21 protein-coding genes are annotated in these 20,361 nt (G+C 45.4%); 17 read left to right on the forward strand and 4 right to left on the reverse strand.

Annotation, left to right across the window (positions count from 1 at the left end; all coding sequences use genetic code 11):
- Positions 1 to 66: 66 nt before the first annotated feature.
- The 17 genes from QWZ05_RS07185 to QWZ05_RS07265 all read left to right on the forward strand — a co-directional run bounded on the left by QWZ05_RS07185 (position 67) and on the right by QWZ05_RS07265 (position 16,499).
- Positions 67 to 2,982, forward strand: a complete 2,916-nt coding sequence (locus QWZ05_RS07185) for an HD domain-containing phosphohydrolase (RefSeq protein ID WP_290297560.1) — start codon at positions 67 to 69, stop codon at positions 2,980 to 2,982.
- Positions 2,983 to 3,089: 107 nt separating this feature from the next.
- A complete protein-coding gene (locus tag QWZ05_RS07190) occupies positions 3,090 to 4,334 on the forward strand; it encodes a DEAD/DEAH box helicase (protein WP_290297562.1) in 1,245 nt (414 codons plus the stop codon).
- A 403-nt stretch (positions 4,335 to 4,737) separates the two neighbouring features.
- Positions 4,738 to 4,974 carry a Flp family type IVb pilin gene (locus QWZ05_RS07195; protein ID WP_290297564.1) on the forward strand — a complete coding sequence of 79 codons (237 nt, stop codon included), beginning with the start codon at positions 4,738 to 4,740 and terminating at the stop codon, positions 4,972 to 4,974.
- Positions 4,975 to 4,983: 9 nt separating this feature from the next.
- The gene (locus tag QWZ05_RS07200) at positions 4,984 to 5,418 is read left to right on the forward strand and encodes a prepilin peptidase (protein WP_290297565.1); all 435 of its coding nucleotides are present in this window, start codon (positions 4,984 to 4,986) and stop codon (positions 5,416 to 5,418) included.
- 10 nt (positions 5,419 to 5,428) lie between these two features.
- Positions 5,429 to 6,211, forward strand: a complete 783-nt coding sequence (gene cpaB / locus QWZ05_RS07205) for a Flp pilus assembly protein CpaB (RefSeq protein WP_290297567.1) — start codon at positions 5,429 to 5,431, stop codon at positions 6,209 to 6,211.
- A gap of 11 nt (positions 6,212 to 6,222) precedes the next feature.
- Positions 6,223 to 7,557, forward strand: coding sequence for a type II and III secretion system protein family protein (locus QWZ05_RS07210; RefSeq protein ID WP_290297569.1), 1,335 nt, complete (start codon positions 6,223 to 6,225; stop codon positions 7,555 to 7,557).
- Positions 7,554 to 8,051 carry a hypothetical protein gene (locus tag QWZ05_RS07215; RefSeq protein WP_290297571.1) on the forward strand — a complete coding sequence of 166 codons (498 nt, stop codon included), beginning with the start codon at positions 7,554 to 7,556 and terminating at the stop codon, positions 8,049 to 8,051. The genes QWZ05_RS07210 and QWZ05_RS07215 overlap by 4 nt, the downstream gene beginning before the upstream one ends.
- 3 nt (positions 8,052 to 8,054) lie before the next feature.
- Positions 8,055 to 9,296 (forward strand): CpaE/TadZ family protein, encoded by a 1,242-nt coding sequence (locus tag QWZ05_RS07220; RefSeq protein ID WP_290297573.1) that lies wholly within the window; start codon positions 8,055 to 8,057, stop codon positions 9,294 to 9,296.
- A gap of 1 nt (position 9,297) precedes the next feature.
- A complete protein-coding gene (locus QWZ05_RS07225; protein WP_289963798.1) occupies positions 9,298 to 10,584 on the forward strand; it encodes a TadA family conjugal transfer-associated ATPase in 1,287 nt (428 codons plus the stop codon).
- Positions 10,581 to 11,501 carry a type II secretion system F family protein gene (locus tag QWZ05_RS07230; protein WP_290297574.1) on the forward strand — a complete coding sequence of 307 codons (921 nt, stop codon included), beginning with the start codon at positions 10,581 to 10,583 and terminating at the stop codon, positions 11,499 to 11,501. The genes QWZ05_RS07225 and QWZ05_RS07230 overlap by 4 nt, the downstream gene beginning before the upstream one ends.
- Positions 11,498 to 12,376 (forward strand): type II secretion system F family protein, encoded by an 879-nt coding sequence (locus tag QWZ05_RS07235; RefSeq protein ID WP_290297575.1) that lies wholly within the window; start codon positions 11,498 to 11,500, stop codon positions 12,374 to 12,376. The genes QWZ05_RS07230 and QWZ05_RS07235 overlap by 4 nt, the downstream gene beginning before the upstream one ends.
- Entirely contained in the window at positions 12,369 to 13,127 is a 759-nt protein-coding gene (locus QWZ05_RS07240) for a hypothetical protein (protein WP_290297576.1), read from the forward strand. Before QWZ05_RS07235 ends, QWZ05_RS07240 begins: the two co-directional genes overlap by 8 nt.
- A gap of 19 nt (positions 13,128 to 13,146) precedes the next feature.
- On the forward strand, positions 13,147 to 13,671 hold the full coding sequence (locus tag QWZ05_RS07245; protein WP_290297577.1) for a TadE/TadG family type IV pilus assembly protein: 525 nt from the start codon (positions 13,147 to 13,149) through the stop codon (positions 13,669 to 13,671).
- Positions 13,643 to 14,215, forward strand: a complete 573-nt coding sequence (gene tadF / locus QWZ05_RS07250) for a tight adherence pilus pseudopilin TadF (RefSeq protein WP_290297579.1) — start codon at positions 13,643 to 13,645, stop codon at positions 14,213 to 14,215. The genes QWZ05_RS07245 and tadF overlap by 29 nt, the downstream gene beginning before the upstream one ends.
- A 1-nt stretch (position 14,216) precedes the next feature.
- A complete protein-coding gene (locus QWZ05_RS07255; protein ID WP_290297581.1) occupies positions 14,217 to 15,653 on the forward strand; it encodes a TadE/TadG family type IV pilus assembly protein in 1,437 nt (478 codons plus the stop codon).
- Between the two features lie 13 nt (positions 15,654 to 15,666).
- Positions 15,667 to 16,308, forward strand: coding sequence for an OmpA family protein (locus tag QWZ05_RS07260; RefSeq protein ID WP_290297582.1), 642 nt, complete (start codon positions 15,667 to 15,669; stop codon positions 16,306 to 16,308).
- Positions 16,305 to 16,499, forward strand: a complete 195-nt coding sequence (locus tag QWZ05_RS07265) for a Flp family type IVb pilin (RefSeq protein ID WP_290297584.1) — start codon at positions 16,305 to 16,307, stop codon at positions 16,497 to 16,499. The genes QWZ05_RS07260 and QWZ05_RS07265 overlap by 4 nt, the downstream gene beginning before the upstream one ends.
- A 94-nt stretch (positions 16,500 to 16,593) precedes the next feature.
- Here QWZ05_RS07265 and QWZ05_RS07270 read toward each other — a convergent pair whose 3' ends face one another.
- The 4 genes from QWZ05_RS07270 to QWZ05_RS07285 are packed head-to-tail and all read right to left on the reverse strand — an operon-like array spanning position 16,594 to position 20,355.
- Positions 16,594 to 18,369 (reverse strand): bifunctional molybdopterin-guanine dinucleotide biosynthesis adaptor protein MobB/molybdopterin molybdotransferase MoeA, encoded by a 1,776-nt coding sequence (locus QWZ05_RS07270; protein ID WP_290297585.1) that lies wholly within the window; start codon positions 18,367 to 18,369, stop codon positions 16,594 to 16,596.
- Complete coding sequence (gene mobA, locus QWZ05_RS07275) at positions 18,369 to 18,953, reverse strand: molybdenum cofactor guanylyltransferase MobA (protein ID WP_290297586.1); 585 nt, start codon at positions 18,951 to 18,953, stop codon at positions 18,369 to 18,371. The genes QWZ05_RS07270 and mobA overlap by 1 nt, the downstream gene beginning before the upstream one ends.
- Entirely contained in the window at positions 18,931 to 19,647 is a 717-nt protein-coding gene (locus QWZ05_RS07280) for an energy-coupling factor ABC transporter ATP-binding protein (RefSeq protein WP_289963783.1), read from the reverse strand. Before QWZ05_RS07280 ends, mobA begins: the two co-directional genes overlap by 23 nt.
- Before the next feature lie 9 nt (positions 19,648 to 19,656).
- Complete coding sequence (locus QWZ05_RS07285) at positions 19,657 to 20,355, reverse strand: ABC transporter permease (protein ID WP_289963782.1); 699 nt, start codon at positions 20,353 to 20,355, stop codon at positions 19,657 to 19,659.
- Positions 20,356 to 20,361: the final 6 nt, after the last annotated feature.

Below are 20,361 nucleotides of genomic sequence, written 5' to 3' on the forward strand. Positions count from 1 at the left end.
TCCAAGCAACAATTTTCGCGCCATCTTCTAAGATTAAAGAGCAAAATCAACTCACTAAGCGGACTTATGGAAGAGAAATCAAAAAAACGTGTACTCCCGTTACATATTCATATCTCTACGTTGTTTGTATTGACGGTTTTGATCATCTGCTCAACCTTGATCTACCTGACGCATTCGAGCCTTAATCGCGTGTTGATGTCAGCCAATACGCAGCTCTTCGCGCAGATCGCTTCAGAAACAAAAAATACACTGAACCGCCACTATGCTCCGGCGTTTGCTTCCGTTTCTTCCTTTGCCAATAGCTATATCCATTTGGCAGATACTCAACAAGAGGAAAAGGTCGTCCTTTCACAAGCCGCTTTTCTGCTGAAGGAGTATGCTCACATTACTTCGTTTAGCGTAAGTTACCCTGATGGCCGAGTGAGTATGCTGGTGACACTCAATGATCCGGCAATACGCCATATGTTCAAAGAGGTTGAGCATGGCTCTTACGTTTTCTTAGCCGGGGATGTGAAGAGTGGTGAGTTGCGTATCGATATCTTGGACCGCTTACTTAATGTGATATCCACAGCGAACACCGAGTTAGGGGATTACCAAGGCTTAGCAGAAGTATGGCGTTCGCACTCTTTAGTCGGAGAGACACATATCTCCCAGCCTTACCTTTACCCCAGGTTGAATAAAATTGGCATTGCGTTCTACTCTAAAGGTCAAGATGAGATAGTGGTTGCCGCCCATATTTTGTTATCAAGCCTGTCAGAATCGCTCAGTGAAACGTCGACACAAGCTAGCGGTATTCGAGTCCTATTTTCACCAGATAAGCAGTTGTATGCTTACAACAACCTCTCTGATTTAGATGAATCTGAACTCAAAAATGACCAAAAGATATGGCTGCGTGACTTGAATAATCCGGTTATCGATCATGCCGTCGCGCAGCGTGATCGTGACGGGACATTGAACGAGTTTGAGTATGATGGTGAGCAGTGGTTTGGGCAGGTAGAGGTAATCGGTGACTATCACGGCACACAGCTGTATCTATTGATGGCAGACAAGTCGCAAGAGATGCTAAAAGATGCCTATGATATTCGAAGCACAACGATATTTGCCTCCATCATTATTCTTTTGATTAGTGTGCCGATTATCTATCAACTGTCGCAGCGATTAGCAAAGCCGATCGTGTTGGAGACTCAGCGAGCGCGTTCAATAGAACGTTTTGATTTCACCACCAGTTATCAAGGCAACTCATCGATAAAAGAGATTTTTGAGTTAAAGTCATCCCTCAAAGGTATGCAGAGAACCATTAATCGCTATATTAATCTCACCAATAAAATCGCCCATGAGCCTAACTTAGATGAGTTATTGAAGCTGGTGGCACTAGATACCGTCGAAGCCGTGGAAGCCGACGGGGTGGTGATAATGCTTCTGGACGATGAACAAGCGCATTTAGAACCGCGTTACGTTTGGTTTAACCAATCGAACCCAAGTGACCTAGAATCAGTTCGGCAAATTAAAGTACCGATAAAAGGGACAAGTCCGGTCATTGAAAAACTATTGGCGGGAGAGCGCTATCAAATGGCGCTAATTAAAGACCTTCATTATGGGCGAAACCTTGTTGGGATGGATGCTGACAAAGATGGCTTTGTATTCTTGCCATTGAGGGATAGAAATCGAGATGTTATCGGTGTGTTCGGACTGCTCTATCGCAACATCGATCGCGACTATATTGTTGAGCGCTATATTGAATATATTAACTCTTTGCTTGATTATGTCGCGGTATCGATTGATGCTCGCACCATGCTGAAAGCGCAAAAAGATCTATTGGAAGCCGTGATTCGCGTTATCGCCAACGCTCTTGATACCAAGTCTCCTTACACAGGCAATCACTGTCAACGTGTTCCTGTACTTACAGAGTGGTTGAGTTATGCCGCTCATGAGAGCCAGACTGCACCTTTTGCCCACTTTTCGCTGTCAGAAACCGATAAAGAGGCGTTGCACATTGCAGCTTGGCTGCATGATTGCGGTAAGGTGACAACCCCAGAACATGTCGTCGATAAGGCGACAAAACTTGAAACCATCTATAACCGGATTCATGAAATACGCACACGCTTTGAAGTGGTTAAGCGCGATAAGCATCTTCAATGTTATCGAGCGTGTTACGGTGATCTAGACCAAGGCCAGCAGCAGCAACTTAAGCAAGAGTGGAAACAGCTAGATGAAGATTTTGCATTCGTCGCATCGTTGAATGAGGGCAGCGAATCGCTAAGTGAGTCTGCCCAGCAGCGCCTTTTAGAGATTGCGCAACAAACATGGAAGCGAACGATCGACAATAGTCTTGGCCTTTCGTGGGAAGAGCGAGAAAGGCTAAGTGAAACACAAGCATCTGTCGATAGCGAAAATCAGAAAGCCCAAGAGATAGAAGTGACAGAGGGGTTACTAGAAGACAAACCTGAGCAGCGAATCGATTGGACTCAACCCCGCCCAACCGATGAACGCTTTAATCTACCGACACCAGAGTTACAGAATAATTTAGGTGAACTCTATAACCTCCTTGTTCAACGAGGCACGTTAAATGATGAAGAGCGATTTGTTATTAACGATCACATAGTGCAAACGATACTAATGCTTGAGGCACTACCGTTTCCTAAAGGCATGAATCAGATCCCGCAAATTGCCGGAGGACATCATGAAAAATTGGATGGCAAAGGCTATCCGCAGGGGCTAACCAAACAGCAAATGCCCCTGACGGCGAGAGTCATGGCCATTGCTGATATTTTTGAGGCGCTAACCAGTGCCGACAGACCGTACAAAAAAGCGAAAACCCTCTCTGAAGCACTCAGTATCATGCACAAGATGGCTAATGACAGCCATATCGATGCTGACTTGTTTCACCTGTTCCTTTCCAGTGGCTTATACCTAAAATACGCCGAGCAGTTTCTTAACCCTGAGCAGATTGATGAGGTGGATATCTCACTCTATCTCTCTTGATTCACTCGTGGGTTAGGAGAAATAGATAGTCGGTAGCAACAAATGTTGGGAGAAGGGCGCGAGTTTGCTACAATTCGCGCCCTTTGTGCTTTTAGAGACTGTGTGAGATGACATTTACTGAACTAGGCCTAAACTCGATTCTGCTTGAACAACTGTCTGCGTTGAATTTTACTCAACCAACAGAGATTCAACAGCATGCCATTCCTGAGGTTCTAGCGGGTAAAGATGTGTTAGCCGCAGCACAGACTGGGACAGGTAAAACTGCCGCGTTTGCTCTGCCTATTCTTCATAAGCTTCTAGAGCAACAGGCATCGCTAGAAACAGCAAGGCAACCGCGCGCATTAGTTCTGGTACCAACCCGCGAACTTGCGCAGCAGGTGGTAGAGAGCATCCAAGCACTGTCTCAGCCTACTGATTTACAAACGGTAGCTCTGTACGGCGGTACGAGTATTAATGTGCAAACCAACAAACTTCGCCAAGGCTGTGACATTGTGGTCGCAACCCCCGGGCGCTTGTTGGATCACTTATACTGCAAAAACCTTAACCTCAAATCCATCGCCTACTTTGTGTTAGATGAAGCAGACCGTATGCTGGATATGGGCTTCAAACCGGACATTCAGCGCCTGTTGCGCACCTTGGGTACTCAACCTCGTCAGACGCTCCTTTTCTCAGCCACCTTCCATAAAGGCATCAAAAACTTTGCCTACCGCTTGCTAGAGCAGCCAATTGAAGTTGAGGTGTCGCCAGCCAATACCACCGCAGAATTGGTCGAACAAATTGTCTATCCCGTGGATAAATCCCGCAAGCGTGAACTGTTGTCGTTTTTGATTGGGTCAAGAAATTGGCAGCAAGTGTTAGTATTCACTAAAACCAAGCAAGGCAGTGATGCGCTAGCAAAAGAGCTCAAGTTAGATGGTATCGAAGCGGTATCCATCAACGGAGACAAAAGCCAAGGCGCGCGCCAACGAGCGCTAGATGAGTTCAAAGAGGGCAAAGTACGCGCTTTGATCGCTACGGATGTGGCTGCTCGAGGCCTGGATATCCCGCAACTTGAGCAAGTCATCAACTTCGATATGCCGTTCAAAGCAGAAGACTATGTGCACCGCATTGGCCGCACTGGTCGCGCTGGCCACAAAGGATTAGCGGTCTCTCTTATGAGTCATGATGAGCAACGCCTAGTGGATGCCATTGAACGCCTATTAGACACCCGTTTGCCACAAGAGTGGCTCGCAGGCTATGAGCCAAAACCGCAAAACGAAGTCAATCCAGAGCGCCCTAACAAGCGAATGAGTAAGTCTGCCCAGAAAAAAGCGCTAAAAGCACGACTAGGTATTCAATCAAAACGTCGTTAAATGCAATTTACATTTATTAATGAAAATTAACTTGTGTAAATAACAAACTAATCAACACGATGTACGCCCTCAATTTGTGATCGCAATCATGTTATTGATTTTTTGTGTTGATTTTGGTTTCTTTGATAACGCGCACGCATTCAAACCTATTAATTGATAACCCTATAAAACTAGTGGAGTAACTACTCTACTAATTGTGATCTAGGTCGTTACAAACTCTTAACTTTACTGACCTCCCTGTCAGTAATTGTGTTTTCAATGTTATTTTTTATCTAAAAATAACAAAATTATAATTTTGCCTCGTCAAACTTTTGTCGGTAGCATATTTCTCCGAGGTCGCAATCCGACCAAAGTTTAATAATGACACTTTTCCCAAATTTGATTTATTTAGATGGAGCTAAAAATGCTTACGAAGATGTTTGTGAACGCGCAAGTTGCGCTACAAAACCTTAAAAATGACGAGCGTGGTGTAACTGCGATTGAGTATGCGATTATTGGTGTGGCTATTTCTGGGATTGTACTATTTGTTTTTGGTCAAAAAAATGGTTTAAGCCAGTCTTTGCTAGACGCGGTAAGTACTATTTCTGGGAATATAGACTCAGCAAATGACCTGACAAGTGGTGCAACACCAAGCACCTAAAGATTTGTAGTGAGTAATTACACTTTTGGAGGCTGGTTAATGCTGGCCTCTATTATTCCATACATATGTTACTTAGATTGGAAGTATAGAAAGATTAGTAATAAATCATCTATTCTGGTTTTTGCGCTATGTATATTTATGAGCTTTAAGGTAGATAGCTCCGTTTCTTGGGCAATAGTTTGTGTTGCTGTTTGTTATATTCTTTATGGATTAAATGTATTTGCAGGTGGTGATATAAAGCTGTTTATTGCTTTCTTACCGGCTATATCATATGAGTACATTTTATATGTGGTACATTTGATTTTTCTACTAGGGGGGGCAGTAGTGTTTTTGATTTATTCTGTCGATTACCTCTCAAAATCACAAGCAATGGAAAAGCGAGGTGTGCCATTTGGTATTCCTATATCGATAGCATGTTTTGTTGGTGTTACTGCTTCATTGTAAGGATGGGTGTGTGCGTACAAAGATTTTAATGGTTCTTGCTTTTATAGCTATCTCTGTTGGTGTTTACGGTGTATTTAACCCTCCAAAGCAACAGGATCTTTCTAGGATTCAAAACTTGGTTGATGATAAACCTGTATTTTATCGTACCTATTTCCTGATTGAAGGTACAATCTCAGGGAAATTAGTATCAAACAAAGATTATGAGATACGTCATCTATCTCAACAAGAAGCGGGCAAATGGGGTATTTCAAGCGATGTCACGTTGGCAATTCCTCATGGATCGGTTTATCGTGACAACCTTGATTCAGGTAGATTAATCACTCAGAGTGACATTTTAACACCAGATGAGCCTGGATATATTGACGCGATTATTAAACCTAATCATGTTCCCTACGCAGTCAAAGTCAACCCAGAAACCGTCGTAGGCGGTTTAATCGACTCTGGTACAAAAATCGACGTCCTAGCCATCACCCAACCGTCAGAAGGCTACGGCAATACACAAATTTCTATTGAGCCTATCCTGACAGGTATTAAAGTTCTTCAAGTTAAGAAAGAACAACAAAATAATGCTGCTTCTAAGGGAGCGACTCAAAGCACAAATAATCATCTCATTCTAGAGCTTACAAGAAAGCAAGTTGCGCAACTAACTGTTGCCAAAAAAATAGCTCAAATCGAAGTGCACAAATCAATTGGTGATTACTCGTTAAATGATCTCAGCGCAAATGCTGGTGATGTGCTGCCCAACTTTAAAGCAATAAAAGAATTCCGCGCTAACCAAGTAACAGTGAAATAAGGATAGACACTATGAGTCGTTGGTTTACAGCACTCTGTGTTGGGGTTTTGTCTGTCGTATTGACAGTGCCAGCTTCTGCACAACGCTTATTGAATATCATGGAGGGAGAGGCCCAAAGCTTATTTACCTCTCAAGATATCGGTTCTGTATTCATTGCCAATCCTGCGATTGCGGATTATCAAGTAATGGATAAGAACCGAGTGATCGTTTTTGGTAAAGCGACAGGCTCAACTTCATTGTTGGTTTTCGATGAGAACAATAAAACCATATTGAGCCGTAAGGTAATAACCAACAAAAGTTATGACCATATTCTGCAAACGGTCAAACTCCACTATCCGAAATCTGATGTTGCCATGTATAACTTGGGCGACCAAATTGTGCTGTCTGGAACCGTTGCAACCGAAGCGGAAAAAGATGGGATTAATAGTTTAGTGGGTGACTTATTAGCACGCGGTGCATCAGAAAAAACTGTATCTATCGGTGGTGATGGTGGGGATTCTGATAATACCTTGGAGTTTATGACCAAAAAAGATTTCCAAGGTGTCATTAATCGTATTGAAGTTGCTGTAACAAAACAGGTTAACGTTAAACTATCTATTGCTGAAGTCTCTCACTCTTTTCTTGAAAATTTTGGTATTCAGTATGGCGATGCCGCATTAGGTGCGGGTATGTTTGTTAACCCGATATTAGATTTTAGTGCTGACAATATTTTGGCAGTAATAACCGCAATGGGCGATGATTCAGTAGGTCAGGTATTAGCAGAGCCGAATATGTCGGTGATCTCTGGCGAGAGCGCTTCCTTCCTTGTTGGTGGTGAAATCCCTGTTGTGACGGTGGTTGATGGCGGTACGAACATCGAATACAAAGAGTTCGGTGTTCGTCTCGATCTTGTTGCAAAAGTGTTGCGTGATGACAAGATTATGCTCTCACTGGCACCTGAAGTGAGCTCACTTGATTCACAATACACCAACGGCCAATACAGTCTTCCTGCTCTAAAAACACGCCGTGCTCAAACTACAGTTGAGTTGGGTGATGGCCAAAGTTTTGTATTAGGTGGCCTGTTAAGCTCTGAAGATATGGAGTCTTTGCGCAAAGTGCCTTACGCGGGTGATGTGCCTGTTTTGGGCTCAATGTTTAGACACACCGAGACTTCTCGTAGCAAAACTGAACTGATCATCGTTGCTACGGTAAACCTAGTTAAACCAATTCACAGCTCGCAAATTCAGCTGCCAACCATCCGTAAGACCACCAACTTACAGCGTTTCTTTGCGCTTGATAGCCAATACTCCACAGCAACACAAAAATGGGCAGAAGAGATCTTGTCATCGGGAGGGTTCAAAAAATGAGAACGTTGTTAATCACAACTCTAATGTCGACCAGCTTGATGATCGGCTGTTCACATCAAGTGGCAGAGAATGAGGGAATCGCAGTTGACCTTTATCCGGTGACGTATGCATTGGATCTCTCTTTAGAAAAATCCACCCAGCTTAGTGTCGAACGTGAGTGGAAACAGTTTTATCGCACCCATCAGCATGACCTTTTGTTGAAACCAGTTGAACTGAAGTACTACTCCAAGCCAGGTAAAGAGATCGCTGCAGGCTGGAAAGAGGAGTTGCGCACATTAGGTGCAGCAGATGTATCACTAGTCAATGCCTCGGGTGCGACTAAAGACTACGACGTAAGCGTCGAAGTGCACAGTTATCGTGTTGTCACTCCGGTTTGTGAATATGACCAAGTGGATCAGTATGGTTCAAGAAACCTAGGTTGTGCGATTGAAAGTGCCCGTTGGCAGTCGATGGTACACCCTGAAAATGTGTTGATTAAGGCCAAAGGAGAGTAAATCATGGGTACGAAAGAGCCGATGTTCGACATCCTTGAGTCGTTCAACAGTATGGATAACAAGGCCAAAACCAGTTTTAAGATGCCTTGTGTTGTGTTTACGCAAACGGATGAATGTCACACCCTGATTGAAGAAGCGTTTCGCTTTGAGGGTATCGAGCAACCTACGTTTGTCAAAAACCGCGACGAGGATATGCGCCGATATGTGCGCGAGTCTTCAGTCGAAATTGCCATTGTAGAGCTAAATGAATCTTCTGATGTCACCAAAGATATGGAACGCATCAGCCACTTGTTGCCCAACGAAGCTTCGGTGGTAGTGATTGGCAAAGAAGACGCTATCTCAACCATTCGTAACCTAAAGGCAATGGGTTTTTACTACCTGTTTTGGCCTATCACCAAGCAAGAGCTTATTGAGTTTCTAAAAAACGTACACGAGAACCGCTTGCGTGAGCATGGCTTGGGTAAAAAGCGCCAAGCGAAGAAGGTGGCTTTTTGGGGAAGCAAAGGCGGTGTTGGAACATCCATGCTAGCCACTGAAATTTCCTACGAGCTCTCAGAGCAGCGCAAATCGAAATGCGTGTTGGTTGACCATAACTACCTTGGTGGCAATCTAGATATCTTCCTTAACCTCGACAACTTTAACAAGAAAGGGGTCTCGTCTGTCAGCTCGGCTTCTGATCTCGATGTGACCTACGCCGTGAGTATGACGCGTAAAGTCAATGATATGCTGGCCTTTCTATCGGTTGAGTCTGATCAGCACCGTGAACATGAGTTGAAAGAGTATTCGCGCTCGTTAAGTGATCTACTGGCGGAATACAATAACTTCATCGTTGAAGACCTTTCTGGTGCAGGACAAAGTCGCCAAGATATTCAATATATCGCGGCGAATTGTGATGCAGTAGTCATCGTGGTAGCGCCAATGGTCTCCTGTGTGCGAGAAGCGAAAAAGATCTTGGATCTGCTAAGTAAAGAGCCAGGTAATTTGCGCCGTATTATTGTGCTTAATCACAACCTGCCAGCCAATGCGACAGTGATGACCAAGCGTGATGTTCAGCACTATCTTGGTCAAGAGGTGGCGATAGAGATCCCGTTTGAGCCAACTTTAGTTAAGACTGTGCTTAACGGTAAGCGTTTGTATAGCTCTCGTTTGAAAGCAGCAAAATCGATTCGCAAATTGACCTCTGAAATTCTTGGTGAAACGGATAAGCCGTCCGCCTTCTCTTTAGGCACACTATTGGGTAGGTAGTATGGTCGATCAAACCAAAGCAATCTTTGTCTCACTGCGTGAAAAAATATACGCAGCTCTTGAAGCAGACGTGGTCAATACATTAAGCCGTGAGCAGTTAACCGAACAGTTATCAGAAGCGATTGATGTGCTCATCGATAGAGAGCAGCACTCAGTCGCCACGGTCGTGCGTCGAGAGTATGTCAAAAGCCTTGTCGATGAAATTGTTGGGCTTGGGCCACTGCAACCGTTGATGGACGATGAGTCGATCAGTGACATTATGATCAACGGTCACGACAATGTGTTTATCGAGCGTAATGGTCTGGTTGAAAAATCGACGGTGACCTTTATTGACGAAACCCAACTGCAACAGATTGCCAAACGCATAGCTGCGCGTGTCGGGCGTCGAGTCGATGACTCTGCGCCAACCTGTGATGCGCGTTTAGCCGATGGTAGCCGTGTCAACATTGTGATACCACCAATTGCGATCGATGGCACGTCTGTGTCTATTCGTAAGTTCAAAAAACAGAGTATCGGATTAGAGGACTTGGTGGGATACAGCGCGATGAGCCCAGAGATGGCGAAGGTGCTGATGATCGCCTCACGTTGCCGACTCAATATTCTGATCTCAGGCGGTACGGGTTCAGGTAAAACCACCATGTTAAACGCGCTCTCTCAGTATATTTCTGAAAAAGAGCGTATTGTCACCATTGAAGATGCCGCAGAACTCAAACTTCAGCAACCACACGTTGTGCGTCTAGAGACTCGCACGTCCGGTATTGAAGGCAATGGTGCAATTCACCAGCGTGATTTGGTGATTAACTCGCTACGTATGCGTCCTGATCGCATTATTGTTGGTGAGTGTCGTGGTGGTGAAGCATTTGAGATGCTGCAAGCCATGAACACAGGTCACGATGGTTCGATGTCAACGCTCCACGCCAACACGCCTCGTGATGCATTGGCCCGTTGTGAAGCCATGGTAATGATGGCAACCAACAACCTACCGCTTGATGCGATTCGCCGCACGATTGTCAGCGCGGTGGATATTATTATTCAGATCAGTCGCCTGCATGATGGCTCGCGTAAAGTCATGAGTATCTCTGAAGTCGTGGGCTTGGAAGGCTCAAACGTCGTGCTTGAAGAGATCTTCCGCTTTGAACCTATGCCAGCACAGCCGGGTAGCGATAAAGTGAACGGCCAGTTTATTACTTCTGGCTTGATGAAACGCTCAGTGCTGTTTGAGAAAGCTCGCTTCTTTGGTTTGGAAGATAAACTTGCTTCTGCATTTAGTTTTGCGGGGGCAGCATGATCGCGTGGCTTTGTTTGATCGCAGGTGGTGTGTTCCTTTTGCTTCTGTTGAAAGAAGATAAGCAAGTACACAAACGTTACCTAGAATCTGAAAACCAAACGGTAGCCACCAAATCGATGGTGCATGGTGCGAGTGCAATCAACCTTGAAGCGCTTTCTGATGAAACATTGCGCCAGAAGATTGATCGAGTGAGCCGAAATATCAATCGACAGCTTGGCAAAGGCGCGCCGATTAAAATCTTCGGCTTTATGATTGCCTTGGTGTTTCTTGCTATCTACCTGAATAACAATTTTGTGCGCGTGCATCCGGCAATCATGATGGTGATTGTTGAGATAGTCGGTCTTTACGCAGGTTACGCATGGCTGCAAAAGCGCGAGAAAAAGCACTTCGAGGAAGCCTTTCCTGATGCACTTAACATGCTGACCAGTGCGGTGAGTGCGGGTGAGAGTTTGATGCACGCAATCATGTTTGTCGGCCGCTCTCTAGAAGGTGAAGTCGGTTCTGAATTTAAGCTAATGGGCGAACGCCTGCAGATGGGGGAATCCCCTGATACCGTCTTTCGCAAAGCGTGTAAGCGATTCCCATACTCTGAATTTCACTTTTTCGTGATTACGCTGCGCGCCAATATGCAGCGTGGTGGTCAATTGAAAGACATCATCACCCGTCTCAATCGTTTGATGTTCGATGCGCGTTCGGTAGAGAAAAAGAAATACTCTTTGACAGCAGAAGCGCGTATGTCTGCCAAAATTGTCGCCTCAATACCGTTTATCTTCCTGTTTATGCTCCAGTATCTCTCACCAGAGAACTACGAGTACGTGATGTTCAACCCTGATGGTCGCTACATCCTTTATTACGTTTTAATCAGTGAATTTATCGGTATCAGCATCGTTTGGTCTTTGATGAAGGGGGTCAGATGATAGAGCGTTTTGAATATTTTGTATTGCTATTGATTATCGGTGGCGTGCTTCTACTGCTTTTGAGCATGCGTAGCGATCAAGAGGCAAAGCAAGTTAGCCGCTTTCTTGATGACAATGCGAAACTGCAAACAAGCGCGACAAAGTTCAGTTTGATGGGCTGGCTTGAGTCTGCGGTGCCGAAATCATTGGCAAGTAACCAAGATGAAATCAACGAAAAGTTTAGCGCGGCTGGCTTTTATTCGACCACCTACACCCATTTATACATGCCAGCAAAATACGCAGCCCTTGCGGCGGGCAGCTTAATTATTTACCTGAGTTTGGGGAGTGATGATATAGCCTCTATGGGGGCGGTGTTAGCCGTTTGGGTTATCGCTGCGTTAATTCTTCCGGATATTTTACTCGATAGTCGTATCAAGGCCTATCGTGCCGATGTCTCTGGAAAACTACCCTATTTGATTGATTTACTGGCGGTTTGTGTACAAACGGGTATGACACTAGAAGCCTCTTTTGCCTATTTAGCCCATGAAATGAAGGGCTTTGACCCGAAAATGGCAAAGCTGGTGGGTAAAGCCAATGATCGTGCACACATCGTAGGGCTAGATAAATCATTGGACGAGCTTTATTTGCATATTCCAACCTCAGAAATGCGCAGCTTTGTGATGACACTCAAACAAAGCCTGCAATATGGTTCATCAATTTATAGCGTGTTAACCACACTATCAGCTGATATTCGTGAAGTGAATATGCTGACCTTAGAAGAGAAAATCGGCAAGCTGGCAGCCAAAATGTCGGTTCCACTAATTTTGTTCATAATGGTGCCAATCGTTATCTTGATTGCTGCGCCTGGTGTAATGAGGATGATGTCCGGTGCTTAAAAAATGGATGATTGGACTACTGACGGTAGTTGTTTTGCAAGGGTGTGCTTCAAGTGGAAGTACAGCAAGAAAGTATGATGCGTTTAAAGGAGACGATATTCTCTCCTCTAAACAAGAACACATCATGAAGATGTCAGGCAACTGGAAGGGGCTGATCCCTCTGTATAAGCAGCAATTGCAGCGTTATGAAACTGATGATGTTCGTGAGAAATTGGGCCGTGCATACCTGATGTCAGGCGATCCTGAATCGGCTATTTTCACCATCGAACCGATTCTTGAGAACGCCTACCCCACGGTGGTATCGCGTGTGATCCACGCTTCAGCGCTGTTTGATTTGGGTGACTCAGCACAAGCGAAAAAAATCTTAGTTGAAACTTATCGCACCGAAGCACCGCGTAATGGTGAGATAGAGAACTTATTGGGCATCATTCACGCCCAAGAGCACGAGTTCGATGTGGCGCGTGACTATTTCAACCTAGCACGACGCCATTACTACAACGACAACACAGTGAGAAACAATCTCGCGGTGGTAGATATCCTTGAAGATAAGCATGAAACCGCTGTCCGTCGTCTTGCCAGCATTGATATGAAAGGCAAGCGCGACCCGCAACTCGAAGCCAACCTTGCGATTGCTATGGCCAAGCGGGGTGAAATGCACTACGTGCGTAGTATGTTAGATAGCTCACTCTCAAGAGAGCAAGCGAGTGCCGTGTATGAGGCAATTCGTGATGCTGATTTAGCGGCATATTAAGCGGTTTTATGTCATGTTGATGAAATTAGCCCGATATAGTCTGCGCAAAACCAAAGGGATTGGCACGATTGAATTTGTCATGGGCTTCATGCTGTTTTGGTGGATGTGCATGGCATGGGTGGAAGCGAGCTTTATGTCGTACGTGTCTGCTTTGGGGGATTTGGCGGTGAGTGAGGCAGCTAGGGCAACTAAGGTTCGAGAGGATGAAGATTACACGGCAGTGTTTAATTCGGTGATAAATAACAGTGACTCTTTATGGGCAGGTATTGTCAGTTCAAACAACTTTAAGATGGATGTTGATTTCGTGGCAACGGTTTCTGAGCTGCATAATTATGATGCGACCACCTGTGGTTGGATGGTCCCTGTCAATTCCGATGATCCTTGCTACAACATCAAGTCTCCTGATGACAAAGCGATTGCAATCTATCGTGTCAATTATGAATACACGCCAATGTTTAATTACTTCTTAGACAGTAAGAAGCTGTTTCTGCGAGAAGCTATCGTGATACAGGAGTATGAACGTGACCAGTTCTATTTCAACTAAGCGCGGTAATTTCACTGTCGAGTTTGCGATAGTCGGTATTTTTTTCAGCTTACTTTTTGCATTTAGTGGTGATGTGATTATCAAACTCTCTTACAAAGGTAAGCTTGATCGTCTCTCATTTTCGGCGGTAAGTATCTTGAAAGAGAAAACGCAGCTTTATGATAATCGAACCTTTGACCCGGGTCAGACAGTTCCTACATTTAATGATGATGCAAAAGAGGTAGTGGATATAGTAACAGCCTCTCTAAGTCGAAGTATCAGTGCTTTTGATATCAACCAGTTTTCTTACACGATTGAATCATTGACCTATAACGGTACTAGTGCTGTCGATACTTTCATTACTGAAGCGAGTGGAGGCTGTGTGCCCAACCAAGATCTGAAAATACTCGACAATGGGGGGAATTTGTCGGTCATTTCATCTTGGGGGCGTCGAACACCCGTTTATCGGGTCACTTTATGTTATGACACAAATAACTGGATTGGTTCGCTGCTTGGTACCGATTTTACTCGAGTCTCCTCGAGCTCAGTGATTATAGGGAGATAACATGCAACATACGTTATCAAAGCAAAGCGGGCATGCAGCGATTCTATTTGCCATGATGATTCCTGTGTTTTTTGGGCTGTTTACATTAGGTTCTGATGGTGCTCGTATGATGCAGAGCAAAGCAAGGTTGGGGGATGCTATGGAAGCAGCGTCTCTGGCTGTGACAGCACATGCATCAACAGACAACAGTGCAAATGGTATTAATCAGACAATCGCCAAAAACTACATTGAATACTATGCCGCAGATTTAAAAGAAGTGAATAGCGTCAGTGTTAATCGGCGTGATTGTGACACAGCAACCGAATGTGTCCCAGGCGAAGACATGAAGTTCTTCCAGTACGACGTAACAGCAAGTGTAAAGTTCGATTCTTGGTTTCCGGGTAATGAAGCAATTGTGGGTTTTGGCGAGAGTTTCAATGTAGGTGCTGCTGGCAGGGCGAGGAAGTATCAAAGTCATGCGATTGATGTTGTATTGGCTGCGGATTTTTCTGGCTCGATGCGTGAGCACTGGGACAATAATTCGTCAAATCCTATTAAATATATAGAATTGATGGACATTATTGCTTTGGTGGCAGATGAGTTAGAAAATTTTAATCAGCTTGTTTCGAATGGAGTTAACACAATTGGGCTTGCTCCTTATGATCACAACAATCGAGTGAAACTAGGAATAGACCCTGATAAGGGAACAGACACAGATGTCACAGTGCCGTTTGACTACACAATTTGTAGTAATCCGACTAGATCATTGCGGGTTCCAAAGGAGGGGGGGAGTTATGATGCAGATGGGATTGTTCTGGGGCGTATTGATCATTTGGTAGAGACTACTTCAACTACGCCAGCTCAATCTGATTATCAGAAAATGATTGATAATATGCAGGATGATTTGTACGCCCCTAGTTATTGCCGACCTGATGATACTGAGTTAGCTCGGTTCTACTCTGTTGACTTAACATCAGACTTTTCTGCGTTTAAAAATGAAGTTAAAGACTTTCGCCCAGATGAGAAGTCAGGCAAAGGCTTTACGGCATCATTTCAAGGTTTCATCGAAGGGACACGACTACTAAAGCAAGGTGAGAATGAGCGGAAATTACTAATATTACTTTCGGATGGTGAGGATAATGGCGGAAATTGCTCTACTGTTGGGGGGAATGGACCAGGGTGCCCAAGCGGTCGAATGAATTTCAAAACAATAGCGACGGCGCTTTATAGAGATCATGGCATGTGTGACAGTATCAAAAGCTACTTAGAGGATCTGGGAGATGATAAACCTCAAGCACATGTTGAACTTGCTGTCATTGGTTTTGATTACCCTGTTGGAAGTTATGCTGCGTTAGAAAAATGCGTTGGAACAGATAATGTTTATCAAGCCGAAAACAAAGACGAAATCCTAGCCCAAATTCTCTCACTCATCGCCGAAGAAATTGGCCGTTTAAAATAATTAAGGACACCCAATGAAAAGGAACACACTTACCTACTCGGTTGCATTTGCGTTATCGGCAATGATGTCGGGTCAAGTTTTGGCGCAAATGAGTGGCGAGGAGCTGATTTCATTCTGTGCTAAGCCTGATATCGAAGTGAACCAAAGAACCTCGATTGGTGCGGGTAAAAGTATTATGTTGGTTCAGGGCTCAATGATGACGGTTGAAACCGATGCGCCAGCACCAACCAAAGAGTTGATTGCGAGTGAACTTACAACGCTGCAGGTACATAATGATTGCATAGAATATTTGATGGATAAAGGCATTGCTGACGAAACCTTAGGTCGTGTCTATTTCGATTTTGATAAGTCATCACTGACACCTGCATCTAAGCAAGTTCTGCAAGGGTTGATGGACAAGATTAATCGAGTTGAGTCAAACCTGCTGTTGTCCGGTCATACTGACTCGATTGGTACTAAAGAGTACAACTATGCACTCGGTTTACGACGCGCAGAGTCAGTGCAGGGATACTTGATGGATAAAGGCGTTGATAGAACGGCAATGATTCTTGAAACCCAGGGTGAAGACCAGCCGATTGCGGGCAATAATACCGCGCAAGGCCGTGAGAAAAACCGTCGTGTTGAACTGGTGGTGACACCAGAAGTGCAGCAATGATGTTCCGCCGAGTAATAGAACACAGCTCGATGGTGTTGAATGACCAGAGAGGCGTCACCACCATCGAATACGCGATCATCGGTGTCGCCATGTCGATTGTTGTTCTGGCTGTTTTTAATCAGAATAGTGAAATCATCAACGCGCTAGAGAGTGCGTTTCAGGTGATTGCGAACAACATTCAATCGGTATAGTCGCTACGAAAATACGTTGGTTTAAGGGGCTGATAAAACTATCTCTCACTAGTAATTAGCATATCAGCCCTTCTTTTTATTTCTTGCCCAGCGTTTAAACCCGCCCTTGCAACGGAATCACCGTCACCAACTCACCTTCTTTCACTGTATCCACCGCTGGTGAAATCTCAATCAAGCAATTAGCCTCACTCATCGAACGCAAAATTCCTGAGCCTTGCTTACCGGTTGTGCGCACCACTAGATGCCCTTGATTATTCATTTCATAAACGCCACGGCTAAACTCTGTGCGGCCTTGACGAGAACGTAGAGACTCAGCGGCTATCGCATTAACTTTTAGCGGCTGCCAATCTAACTGCCCTTGCATCTTGCGAATGGCGGGCTCAACAAAGTTAAGGAAGGACACCATGACAGCGACAGGGTTGCCGGGCAGTCCGAAAAATGGCTTATCATTAATTTTGCCAAAAGCCAGCGGGCGGCCAGGGCGCATATTGATACGCCAGAAGTCGATTTCGCCAAGGCGATCAAGTGCGAGCTTAATATAGTCTGCATCTCCGACAGACACACCGCCGGAAGTCATGACCAAATCCGCTTGGTGCGAGGCTTTTTCAATGGCTTTGATCATCTTCTCTTCATCGTCTTCAATGATGCCTAAATCAATGATGTCACAGCCGAGTTTTTCGAGCAGCCCCATCAACGTGAAGCGGTTTGAATCATAGATAGTGTTCGGTACTTGCTCTGCGCCAGGGTTTTGTACTTCGTCACCGGTAGAGAAGATCGCCACTTTCACGTTACGTGTTACCGGACATTGACCAAAGCCAAGCGACGCTAACATACCCATTTCAGGGGATTCGATTCGAGTGCCTTTAGCGAAAACAGCTGAGCCTAGGGCAAGGTCTTCGCCGGCTTGGCGGACATTTTGCCCTGCTTTGATATCGGCATTAAAGTGAACCGTTTGACCTTCTTGGTTTGCTTGCTCACGCATGATCACCGTATCAGCAAGTTCTGGCATCGGAGCGCCCGTCATGATTTTAACGGCTTCGCCCATTTGCAGTGGCGCGTCATAGCTATAACCAGCCATCACTTCGGCCACAACCTTGTAGCTCTCTCGTTGAAGATCGTCTGCGCGAATCGCATACCCGTCCATGGCTGAGTTAGTGTACTGAGGCACATTGACCGGAGAGATCACGTCTTCACTCAACACTCGACCATAGCTGTCGTTAATTGCGATATTTTCTTTACCTTCAACCATTGCAACGGCATTCAAGATTTTCTCTTGCCCCTGAGAGACCGATAAGAAAGCCGGTGAGAGCGTATCGCAGCAAGCCGTCGCTGGCTCTGATGGTTTCACAGCCGAAAAATCAGCGACATATTTCAATATGAAGTCGCGAATGGCATCGAGATCGTTGATGTCCATTTGGGGAAGTTCAGAATCAACTTGAGCATCAGCTGCAATCGCAATGATGTTGTTGTCGTTTGGATAGAGCCAAGGTTTACCGACTTCATCGCGGTGCAGCTCTATTTTTGGAAAGGCAATATTCTTACACCCTTCAACCAAGATAACATCCAGTTGCTCGGCGTCGAAGCGAGTCAGTAGATAGTCAAATTCAGCTTCGCTATCGGGGGTTTCGGTCATCAGTGCGTGGCGGTAGCGTGAAGCAATCAACATCTGGCTTGCGCCTGCTTTTCTTAAGCGGTAGCTGTCCTTACCCGGTTTATCGACGTCAAAATCGTGATGAGCATGTTTTAACACACCGATACGCAGCCCTGTCTCGGTCAGTTTTGGCAGCAGCGCTTCAAGAAGCGTGGTTTTACCGGTGCCAGAGTAGGCGGCAAAGCCGAGAAGCGGACGGTTAGGCTTTTGAATTGTCATTATTTTAATGTTCCAAATTGAGCCAACTCTTGTGGCGTGTTGAGGTTAACAAAGCAGCTCGGTGAGTCGCTAAAGTCGACGTATTTTGTCTCACACTCTTTGTAGAGAAGGATGATCTTACGGTCGCCGCGCTCGAGAAAAGCGCTGAGTTTTGGTAACACCCGTTTGTGAAACAGTGTAAAGACAGGCTGTTGATACTCACCATCGTGTGCGACAAGAATATCGCTATTGGGTTCTACCTGTTCACAGAAGCGCGCTACGAGATCGTGGTTAATGGCTGGACTGTCGCATGGTACAAAGCCGACCCAGTTAGTTTCGCTGGCCGTTAGCCCTGCATGGATTCCCCCAAGCGGGCCGGGGTAGTCTGGGAATTGATCACTGACAACAGGAGCAAGGGATTGATAGGTCTCTTGATTGCGATTGGCATTGATAATAATGCGCTCAGTTTGTGGCTGCAGGCGTTCAATCACATAGTGAATCAACGGTTTGCCGTTAAGTTCGATTAAGCCTTTGTCTGTGCCACCCATTCGGCTGGCTTGACCGCCAGCCAAAATAACCCAACTAGTTTCCTTCGGCAGAAGCATAAGAGTGATCTCGTTTCGATTTTGTAACTACTTTTAATAGCGGAGACTCTATCAAAGTGGTGTCTTTTATCCACCATTGTTTGCTACAAAGTGCGGTTAGATCATTGGTTTGATGGCTGGTAATGACAAGACTTGACCCTCGTTCAAGCAGGTCTTGTGCTAATACAACCAAGCGCTGGATAGATTCTTGGTCAAGTGACGCGCTTGGCTCATCCATCAGCAGAATAGAAGGTTTGAGAATCCAAGCTCGAGCCATGGCAACTCGTTGCTTCTCACCACCAGACAATACAGAGATATGTTCGTCAGCTAGCGTCTCGAGACCGACGAGTCTGAGCGCATTGATCACCTGTGAGCGCTTTTCATGTTGTGGCAGCGACTGAAAGCGGATGCCGTACACCACATTTTGGTAAACCGTGCCATCAAATAGATAGGGGGTTTGATGCAGGTAGATAACATCACTAAACGCAGAGCGGTGTGTGAGTCTTTGATACCAAGGCTGGTGGCCGCAGTTGATGGTGCCGGTTGTCGGTTTTTGTAGGCCAGACAGAATCTTGAGCAGGGTTGTCTTGCCTACGCCATTCGCGCCTTTCAGATAGACAGCTTCGTTCGGCCCGATCGACAGTTCAGGAATATGAAAGAGGACTCGCTCTTTAAAGCGCATCTCTAGTTGCTGTGCAGTTATTTTTATCGTCATACAGCACCCTTAGGTTCGGAGATAGCCCCGACCACTCATGCTTGATAGCATAAAGTTTAGGATCAGAGCGAGAGAGAGTAAAACAATACCTAAGGCGACACCTTGAGCAAATGCGCCTTTGTGGCTTTCCATCGCAATCGCGGTAGGAATATTTCGTGTCGCCCCCATAATGTTGCCCCCAACCATCATTGAACACCCAACTTCAGTGACAATGCGAGAGAAGGCCGCAATCGTGGCAGCGATCAGTGGGAAACGATGTTCCCAAATCATGGTATTGGCGATACGTAAGGGAGAAGCACCAAGGGTTTTCGCGGTTTCAATCGCACGGCGATCGCTTGATTGCAATGCGCCATACATCATCGAAACTAATACAGGGAAGCAGATCAGCATCTGACCGAAAATCATCGCTTTCTGCGTAAACAGCATTTGCCAATCTCCGAGGGGGCCAGAGCGTGACAGCATCATATACAGCAGAAGGCCAATTACCACTGTTGGTATTGACTGCATGGTATTGACGATAGATAGGAGTAACCACTTTCCACGAAAATTGGTGTACGCCAAGATAAACGACAATAGCGTGGCAGGCAGAATGACCAGCAAAATGGCTGACAGTGACACGCTGAAGGAGACCGCGACGATCTCCCAAAGGTCAGCATCAAAGCTTAACAGTAGTGCTAGTGCATCGAGTGTGGTTTGCCACAAATCCATAGTCGT

Source organism: Vibrio agarivorans, from assembly GCF_030409635.1.
Taxonomy (GTDB): Bacteria; Pseudomonadota; Gammaproteobacteria; order Enterobacterales; family Vibrionaceae; genus Vibrio; species Vibrio agarivorans.